Below are 9,255 nucleotides of genomic sequence, written 5' to 3' on the forward strand. Positions count from 1 at the left end.
AAAAATCATAGCTGCCAGCGCCTGACTGGCTTGGTTTTAGGGTCAAAAACACTTTAAAAGTGTTGATTGACAAGCGCTGGCTGCTCACTTTTTTACAAAGCCTTAGGAACGTTCGAGTTCGATATCCAGGCCCAGCGACCGGATTTCCTTGACCAGCACGTTGAACGACTCGGGCATGCCCGCCTCGATCGTGTGCTCGCCCTTGACGATGCTCTCGTACACCTTGGTACGTCCCACCACGTCGTCGGACTTGACCGTGAGCATCTCCTGCAGCACGTAGGCGGCGCCATAGGCCTCCAATGCCCACACTTCCATTTCACCGAAACGCTGTCCACCAAACTGGGCCTTGCCGCCCAGCGGCTGCTGCGTCACCAGCGAGTACGGACCGGTGGAGCGCGCGTGCATCTTGTCGTCCACCAAGTGATGCAGCTTCAGGAAGTGCATGTAGCCGATCGTGGTCGGGCGCTCGAAGGGGTCACCGGTGCGGCCGTCGTAGAGGTAGGCCTGGGTGCGCGACTCGGTCAGGCCCTTGGCGCGCGCGCGCTCCTCGGGGTAGGCGAGTTGGAGCATGGCGCGGATGTCCGCCTCTTCGGCGCCGTCGAACACCGGCGTAGCGAACGGCACGCCGTGCGACAGGTTGCCGGCCATTTCGAGCACTTCGCCGTCGCTGAGCTGCGCCAGCTCTTCCTTGCGGCCCGAGCTGTTGTAGATCTCTTCCATGAACTTGCGCACTTCGGCCACCTTGGCCTCTTGCTGCAGCATGTCGCCGATGCGCTGGCCAATGCCCTTGCCGGCCCATCCCAGGTGCACTTCGAGCACCTGGCCCACGTTCATGCGCGATGGCACGCCCAGCGGGTTGAGCACGATGTCGGCAGGCGTGCCGTCGGCCATGTAGGGCATGTCCTCGACCGGAACGATCTTGGAAACCACACCCTTGTTGCCGTGGCGGCCGGCCATCTTGTCGCCGGGCTGCAGGCGGCGCTTGACGGCCAGGTAGACCTTGACCATCTTGAGCACGCCCGCGGGCAGCTCGTCGCCTTGCGTGAGCTTCTTGCGCTTTTCTTCGAATGCGAGATCGAAGCTGTGGCGCGTCTGCTCGAGCGAGTTCTTGATCGACTCGAGCTGGGCAGCCACGTCGTCTTCGGCCGGGCGGATGTCGAACCAGTGGAACTTCTCCACCGAGGCCAGGTAGGCCTTGTCGAGCTTCGTGCCCTTGGCGAGCTTTTGCGGGCCGCCATTGGCCACGCGGCCGGTCAGCAGCTTCTCGATCCGGTCGAATGCGTCGGCCTCGACGATGCGCAGCTGGTCGTTCAGGTCGAGGCGGAAGCGCTTGAGCTCGTCGTCGATGATCTGCTGGGCACGCTTGTCGCGCTGGATGCCTTCGCGGGTGAACACCTGCACGTCGATCACCACACCTTGCGAGCCTTGGTCGACGCGCAGCGAGGTGTCCTTCACGTCGGACGCCTTCTCGCCGAAGATCGCGCGCAGCAGCTTCTCTTCGGGCGTCAGCGTGGTCTCGCCCTTGGGCGTGACCTTGCCGACCAGCGTGTCGCCGGGCATGACTTCGGCGCCCACGTAGATGATGCCGGACTCGTCGAGGCGGTTGAGCTGCTGCTCGGACAGGTTCGGGATGTCGCGCGTGATTTCCTCGGCACCGAGCTTGGTGTCGCGCGCCATCACCACCAGTTCCTCGATGTGGATCGAGGTGTAGCGGTCTTCGGCCACGACGCGTTCGCTGATCAGGATCGAGTCTTCGAAGTTGTAGCCGTTCCAGGGCATGAACGCGATCAGCATGTTCTGGCCAATGGCGATTTCGCCAAAGTCCGTCGATGCACCGTCGGCGATCACATCGCCCTTGACCAGCTTGGCACCGCGCTTGACGATGGGGCGTTGGTGGATATTGGTGTTCTGGTTGGAACGCTGGTACTTGATCAGGTTGTAGATGTCCACACCCACTTCACCGGCCACGGCCTCGGCGTCGTTGACGCGGATCACGATGCGGGTGGCATCGACATAGTCGACCACGCCACCGCGCGTGGCCGTCACCACGGTGCCCGAATCGACCGCTGCGACGCGTTCGATGCCGGTACCCACCAGCGGCTTTTCGGGGCGCAGCACGGGCACCGCCTGGCGCGACATGTTGGCGCCCATCAGTGCGCGGTTCGCATCGTCGTGCTCCAGGAACGGCACCAGCGAAGCGGCCACCGAGACGATCTGCGCCGGGGACACGTCCATGTACTGGATGCGCTCGGCACCCACCAGCACCGACTCGCCCTTTTCGCGCGCCGACACCAGCTCGCCGGTCAGGCGGCCTTCGGCGTCGAGCGTGGCGTTGGCCTGCGCAATGATGTACTTGCCTTCTTCGATGGCCGAGAGGTAGTCGATCTCGTTGGTCACCTTGGCGTCGGCCACACGGCGGTACGGCGTCTCGATGAAGCCGTATTCGTTGAGGCGCGCATAAAGCGCCAGCGAGTTGATCAGGCCGATGTTCGGGCCTTCTGGCGTTTCGATCGGGCAGACGCGGCCGTAATGGGTCACGTGCACGTCACGCACTTCAAAGCCGGCACGCTCGCGCGTCAGACCGCCCGGGCCCAGGGCCGAGACACGGCGCTTGTGCGTGATTTCGGCCAGCGGGTTGGTCTGGTCCATGAACTGCGACAGCTGCGAGGCGCCGAAGAACTCCTTGAGCGCCGCGGAAATCGGCTTGGAGTTGATCAGGTCGTGCGGCATCAGCGGGTCTTGCTCGGCCTGGCCCAGGCGCTCCTTCACGGCCTTCTCGATGCGTGCCAGGCCCGTGCGGTACTGGTTCTCGGCCAGTTCGCCGACGCAGCGCACGCGGCGGTTGCCCAGGTGGTCGATGTCGTCGACTTCACCATTGCCGTTGCGCAGGTCGACCAGGATCTTGACGACCGCGAGGATGTCCTCGTTCGTCAGCACCATGGGGCCGGTGGCGCCTTCGTTGCCCACCTTGGCGTTGAACTTCATGCGGCCCACGCGCGAGAGGTCGTAGGTGTCCGGGTTGTAGAACAGGCGCTGGAACAGGGCCTGCACCGCGTCTTCGGTCGGCGGCTCGCCGGGCCGCATCATGCGGTAGATCGCAACGCGGGCCGCGAACTCGTCCACGGTTTCGTCGATGCGCAGGGTTTGCGACATGTACGCACCCTGGTCGAGCTCATTGGTGTAGATGCACTGCAGGTTCTGCACGCCGCTCGCGCGCAGTTTCTTGAGCAGGACTTCCGTCAGCTCTTCGTTGGCCTTGGCGATGATCTCGCCGGTGTCGGCATCAACCACGGCACGTGCCACCACACGACCGACCAGGAAGTCTTCGGGCACGCTGATGTGCGTGGTACCCGACTGTTCGAGTTCGCGCGTGTGGCGTGCCGTGACGCGCTTGTCCTTGGCGACGATGACCTTGCCGGCCTTGTCGGTGATGTCGAAGCGGGCCACTTCACCGCGCAGGCGCTCGGGAACGAATTCCATTTGCGCGCCGCTGTCCATCAGACGGAAGTTGTCGTTGACGAAGAAATTCGCCAGGATCGATTCCGGGTTCAGGCCGATGGCCTTGAGCAGGATCGTGACCGGCATCTTGCGGCGGCGGTCGACGCGGAAGTACAGAATGTCCTTGGGGTCAAACTCGAAGTCGAGCCAGGAACCGCGGTACGGGATGATGCGTGCCGAGAACAGCAGCTTGCCGGAGCTGTGCGTCTTGCCCTTGTCGTGCTCGAAAAACACGCCGGGCGAGCGGTGCAGCTGAGACACGATCACGCGCTCGGTGCCGTTGATGATGAACGAGCCCTTGTCGGTCATGAGCGGCACTTCGCCCATGTAGACCTCTTGTTCCTTGACTTCCTTGACCACCTTGGACTGCGACGTCGAGGACTCCCGGTCGTAGATGATCAGCTGCACCTTGGCACGTACGGCCGAGGCGAAGGTGAGGCCCCGGGTCTGGCATTCGCGCACATCGAAGGCGGGTTTGGCCAGGTTGTATTCGAGAAACTTCATCTCGACAAAACCGTTGTGCGAGACGATCGGGAAAGCAGCGTTAAAAGCCGCTTGCAGGCCTTCATCGGTGCGCTTTTTGGGAGCGATGTTGGCTTGGAGGAATGCGGTGTATGCGTCCTTCTGCATCTGCAGCAGGTAAGGAACTTCGAGCACGCTGTCGCGGCTGCCGAAACTTTTGCGGATTCGCTTGCGTTCGGTATAGGAATAGGCCATGAGATCTCCGGGCAAAGACTTGAGTCCTGGGTCTGCGACGACTGACCCACAGGGCGGCGGACCCTGCGGACTTGGCGGTTGGCCACTACCAACCATGGCGGACGGCGATGCGTTGCACATCGCCCGAACCAAGGCATCTTCTGCTGTCGGGTTTGACAGAAGACACTAGAAAACCCGAGGGGTTTTCTGGTGTGCTCTGCAGCACATCCTATAAGCGCCAAAGGCTGGGAGTTCCGTGGTGGAACTCCCAGCCCTGGTACAGAACCGATTACTTCAGTTCGGCCTTGGCGCCAGCGTCTTCCAGCTTCTTCTTGGCAGCTTCGGCGTCGGCCTTGGACAGGCCTTCCTTGACAGCCTTGGGAGCGCCGTCCACCACGTCCTTGGCTTCCTTGAGGCCCAGGCCGGTGATTTCGCGCACGGCCTTGATGACCGACACCTTGTTGGCGCCGGCTTCCAGCAGCATCACGTTGAATTCGGTCTGCTCTTCAGCGGCTGCAGCACCTGCACCAGCGCCGCCAGCGGCAGGCGCGGCCATGGCGGCAGCGCTCACACCAAACTTCTCTTCAATGGCCTTGACCAGGTCATTGAGTTCCAGAACCGTCATGCTGTCCAGCGCGGTCAAAAATGCGTCTTTATCGAATGCCATTTTGATTTCCTAACAATTGTGTTGGTTAACTGCCGGGCGCTCAGGCCGCGGCAGGTTCGGCGGCCTGTTCGGCAGCGCCTTCGCCCTTTTTCGCCACCAACGCGCCCAGCACCACGGCCGTGCGCGAAATGGGGGACATCAACAAGCCACAAATCTGCGCCAGCAACACTTCCTTGGAAGGGATGTTGGCCAGTTGCTTGACGCCATTGACGTCCAAAGCCTTACCACCGAAAGCGCCTGCACGAATCACCAACTTGTCGTTGGTCTTCGCGAAGTCGGCCACCACCTTGGCGGCAGCCACTGCGTCTTCGGAGAAGCCATAGATCAGCGGGCCAGTCATCTGGTCGGCCACCACGTCAAAACCGCTACCTGCCACAGCACGGCGGGCCAAGGTGTTTTTCAGAACACTCAGGCTCACACCCTTGCTGCGGGCATCGGCGCGCAGTTTGGTCATGTCGGCGACCGTGATGCCACGGTATTCCGCAATCACAAGCGTTTGAGCTTTAGCGGCGAGGCTGGTCACTTCATTGATGACCGCTTCTTTCTCACTGCGATTAAGACTCAAGGTCTACTCCTTAAAATGTGCGCTCAAGGCCGAAGCCCCTCACACACGCTCTTGTTGCAGCGACCAACTGTTGAGGAACGGATTCCATCTGCAGCGGGATCGCCATCTGCGCTGGCCCCGAGGGATTAAGTGCAATCAGCTTGCACGCCAGCGGTCTTGGATGGCCCGGCGCATTGCTGCATCGGCCCACCACCGAGGCACTTTCGGTGCCTCAAGATTTCAGCAATTACGCTGCGATGGTTTGCGTGTCGACGCGGACACCCAGGCCCATGGTCGACGACACCGCCACCTTGCGCAGGTACAGGCCCTTGCTGGTGGCTGGCTTGGCCTTGTTGAGGGCCTCGATCAGTGCAGCGAGATTGCCTTGCAGCTTGTCGTTGTCAAACGAACGGCGGCCGATCGTGCTGTGCACGATGCCTGCCTTGTCGACGCGGAACTGCACCTGACCGGCCTTGGCATTCTTCACGGCCGTGGCCACATCGGGCGTCACCGTACCCACCTTGGGGTTGGGCATCAGGCCACGCGGACCCAGGATCTGACCCAGCGTACCTACAACGCGCATGGCGTCCGGGGCAGCGATCACCACGTCGAAGGGCATGTCGCCAGCCTTGACCATAGCAGCCAAGTCGTCCATGCCGACGATGTCGGCGCCCGCAGCCTTGGCTTCTTCGGCCTTGGCGCCTTGGGCAAACACCGCCACACGGGTGGTCTTCCCGGTACCGTTGGGCAGCACGACAGCGCCGCGCACCACTTGGTCGGACTTCTTGGCATCAATGCCAAGTTGCACAGCGACGTCAATGGACTCGTCGAACTTGGCGGTGGCCGCTTCCTTGACGATCACGACAGCCTCAGCGAAAGCGTACAGCTTGGTGCTGTCAACCTTGCCTTGCAGGGCTTTTTGTTTCTTGGTCAGCTTGGCCATTTACACGCCCTCCACAGTCACACCCATGGAATGGGCGGAGCCAGCAATGGTACGAACGGCAGCGTCCAGGCTGGCTGCGTTCATGTCCTTCATCTTGGTCTTGGCAATTTCTTCGAGCTGGGCACGCGTGATCTTGCCGACCTTGTCGGTGTTGGGCTTGGCGGATCCCTTGTCGAGCTTGATCGCCTTCTTGATCAGGACAGCCGCAGGGGGCGTCTTGATGATGAAGGTGAAGCTCTTGTCTGCGAAGGCAGTGATGACCACCGGCAGCGGCAGGCCCGGCTCAACGCCCTGGGTCTGGGCATTGAATGCCTTGCAGAACTCCATGATGTTGAGGCCACGCTGACCCAGCGCTGGGCCGATCGGTGGGGATGGATTGGCCTTACCAGCTGGCACTTGCAGCTTGATAAAACCGACGATTTTTTTCGCCATGCTTTACTCCTTGCGGGTACAAACGCCTGGTTCGACTTCAGCGGCTCCAGGCTCCCCGGGGTTAACGACTCACTTTACTCGTTCGCACCGAGTCGAGAAATGCGAACAACCTACAAAACCCTGTCCGCTCAGGTCTTTTCGACCTGGCTGAACTCCAACTCCACCGGGGTCGATCGGCCGAAAATCATGACCGAGACACGCACACGGCTCTTCTCATAGTTGACGTCTTCCACAGAGCCGTTGAAGTCCGTGAATGGACCTTCCTTGACACGGACCAGCTCGCCCACCATGAACTCCACCTTGTGGCGGGGCTTGTCCGTGCCCTCTTGCATCTGGCTGACGATTTTCTGCACTTCCGCTTCGGAGATCGGGGCAGGGCGATTTTTGGCGCCGCCCACAAAGCCCGTCACCTTGTTGGTGTGCTTGACCAGGTGCCACGTGTCGTCGTCCATGATCATCTCGACGAAGACGTATCCCGGAAACAGGCGGCGCTCGGTTGTTTTGCGCTGCCCATTCTTCATTTCGACGACTTCTTCGGTTGGCACCAAAACGCGACCGAACTTGTCCTGCATGCCAGCGCGTGCAATGCGCTCTGCGATGTTGCGCTCGACCGCTTTTTCCATACCGGAATAGGCATGGACAATGTACCAACGCAAATCCGGGTTATCCGCCGCGGCAGTGCCCAAGGCAGTGGCCGCACCAGCCATTTCAACAGCACCCGTCATTATTTTCTCCAACCCAGAATCAGATCGTAGAAGACCCATTCAAGCGTTTTATCGGTGAACCAGAGGAACAGCGCCATGACCACCACAAAGGCAAACACGTAGGCCGTCATCTGCACGGTTTCTTTGCGGGTCGGCCACACCACCTTTTTGACTTCTCGCCACGCATCTTGCGCAAATGCCACCAAGCGCTTGCCCGACTCCGAAAACAGAAACACGGCAACGGCAGCCACCAAACCCAGCAGCAGCGCACCCCACTGCACCAGCGGTCCATGCTTTCCCAGCAAATAAAATCCAGCAACGGATGCAATGACCAGCGCCACCACTGCGGCGAGCTTGGCCTTGTCTGCACCCGTACTGACAGTTTCAACCTGTGATGTGGCCATTTTTGGCTTGTTCCTGCTTCGGTTTCAGGCGTCGCTGAAGACGCCGAAGCCCGCCATTTGTTGGCGGGCTTGGATGGGTGCCACATTCATGTGGCAGGGGCAGTAGGAATCGAACCTACAACCTTCGGTTTTGGAGACCGACGCTCTGCCAATTGAGCTATACCCCTTCGAATTTAAGCAATGATCTTGGCCACGACGCCAGCGCCCACGGTGCGGCCGCCTTCGCGGATGGCAAAGCGCAGGCCCTCTTCCATGGCGATGGGGTTGATCAGCTTGACGGTGATCGACACGTTGTCGCCCGGCATGACCATTTCCTTGCCTTCGGGCAGCTCGATGGCGCCCGTCACGTCCGTCGTGCGGAAGTAGAACTGGGGGCGGTAGTTGTTGAAGAAGGGCGTGTGGCGGCCGCCTTCGTCCTTCGACAGAACGTACACCTCGGCCGTGAAGTGCGTGTGCGGCTTGATCGAGCCGGGCTTGCACAGCACCTGGCCGCGCTCGACGTCTTCGCGCTTGGTGCCGCGCAGCAGCAGGCCCACGTTGTCGCCGGCCTGGCCCTGGTCGAGCAGCTTGCGGAACATTTCCACGCCCGTGCAGGTGGTCTTGACCGTGTCCTTGATGCCGACGATTTCGATTTCTTCGCCGACCTTGATGATGCCGCGCTCGATGCGGCCCGTGACCACGGTGCCGCGGCCAGAGATCGAGAACACGTCTTCGACGGGCATCAGGAAGGCGCCGTCCACCGCGCGCTCAGGCGTGGGGATGTAGCTGTCGAGGGCATCGGCGAGCTTGAGGATGGCCTGTTCGCCCAGCGGGCCGGTGTCGCCTTCGAGGGCGAGCTTGGCAGAGCCGCGGATGATCGGGGTGTCGTCGCCGGGGAAGTCGTACTTGTCGAGCAGCTCGCGCACTTCCATCTCGACGAGCTCAAGCAGCTCCTCGTCGTCGACCATGTCGCACTTGTTGAGGAACACGATGATGTAGGGCACGCCCACCTGGCGGGCCAGCAGGATGTGCTCGCGCGTCTGGGGCATGGGGCCGTCAGCGGCCGAGCACACCAGGATGGCGCCGTCCATCTGCGCGGCGCCCGTGATCATGTTCTTCACATAGTCGGCGTGGCCGGGGCAGTCCACGTGCGCGTAGTGGCGGCCGGTGGTTTCGTACTCGACGTGCGAGGTGTTGATCGTGATGCCGCGGGCCTTTTCTTCGGGCGCGTTGTCGATCTGCGAGTAGTCCTTGGCTTCGCCGCCGAACTTCTTGGACAGCACCGTGGCAATCGCTGCCGTCAGCGTCGTCTTGCCATGGTCGACGTGGCCGATCGTGCCCACGTTGACGTGCGGCTTGGTGCGTTCAAACTTACCTTTTGCCATTTT

Annotated in this window: 8 protein-coding genes and 1 tRNA gene; all 9 read right to left on the bottom strand. The window is 61.4% G+C overall.

Annotation, left to right across the window (positions count from 1 at the left end; all coding sequences use genetic code 11):
- Nucleotides 1-102 precede the first annotated feature (102 nt).
- The 9 genes from rpoB to tuf all read right to left on the bottom strand — a co-directional run bounded on the left by rpoB (nt 103) and on the right by tuf (nt 9,252).
- Nucleotides 103-4,215, bottom strand: coding sequence for a DNA-directed RNA polymerase subunit beta (gene rpoB / locus B2J86_RS16940; RefSeq protein WP_173026190.1), 4,113 nt, complete (start codon nt 4,213-4,215; stop codon nt 103-105).
- Between the two features lie 268 nt (nt 4,216-4,483).
- Nucleotides 4,484-4,861 (bottom strand): 50S ribosomal protein L7/L12, encoded by a 378-nt coding sequence (gene rplL / locus B2J86_RS16945; RefSeq protein ID WP_169169905.1) that lies wholly within the window; start codon nt 4,859-4,861, stop codon nt 4,484-4,486.
- Nucleotides 4,862-4,901: 40 nt separating this feature from the next.
- Nucleotides 4,902-5,426: a 50S ribosomal protein L10 gene (rplJ, locus tag B2J86_RS16950; RefSeq protein WP_169169904.1), complete on the bottom strand. Its 525-nt coding sequence runs from the start codon at nt 5,424-5,426 to the stop codon at nt 4,902-4,904.
- 226 nt (nt 5,427-5,652) lie between these two features.
- On the bottom strand, nt 5,653-6,348 hold the full coding sequence (gene rplA, locus B2J86_RS16955) for a 50S ribosomal protein L1 (RefSeq protein ID WP_169169903.1): 696 nt from the start codon (nt 6,346-6,348) through the stop codon (nt 5,653-5,655).
- The gene (gene rplK, locus B2J86_RS16960; protein WP_169169902.1) at nt 6,349-6,780 is read right to left on the bottom strand and encodes a 50S ribosomal protein L11; all 432 of its coding nucleotides are present in this window, start codon (nt 6,778-6,780) and stop codon (nt 6,349-6,351) included.
- A 128-nt stretch (nt 6,781-6,908) separates the two neighbouring features.
- Nucleotides 6,909-7,505, bottom strand: a complete 597-nt coding sequence (nusG, locus tag B2J86_RS16965; protein WP_371736594.1) for a transcription termination/antitermination protein NusG — start codon at nt 7,503-7,505, stop codon at nt 6,909-6,911.
- Complete coding sequence (secE, locus tag B2J86_RS16970; protein ID WP_169169901.1) at nt 7,505-7,888, bottom strand: preprotein translocase subunit SecE; 384 nt, start codon at nt 7,886-7,888, stop codon at nt 7,505-7,507. The genes nusG and secE overlap by 1 nt, the downstream gene beginning before the upstream one ends.
- Nucleotides 7,889-7,979: 91 nt before the next feature.
- Nucleotides 7,980-8,055: transfer RNA gene (locus tag B2J86_RS16975), tRNA-Trp, on the bottom strand.
- Nucleotides 8,056-8,061: 6 nt separating this feature from the next.
- On the bottom strand, nt 8,062-9,252 hold the full coding sequence (tuf, locus tag B2J86_RS16980) for an elongation factor Tu (protein ID WP_169636161.1): 1,191 nt from the start codon (nt 9,250-9,252) through the stop codon (nt 8,062-8,064).
- Nucleotides 9,253-9,255: the final 3 nt, after the last annotated feature.

Source organism: Acidovorax sp. SRB_14 (assembly GCF_012932145.1).
Taxonomy (GTDB): Bacteria; Pseudomonadota; Gammaproteobacteria; order Burkholderiales; family Burkholderiaceae_C; genus Simplicispira.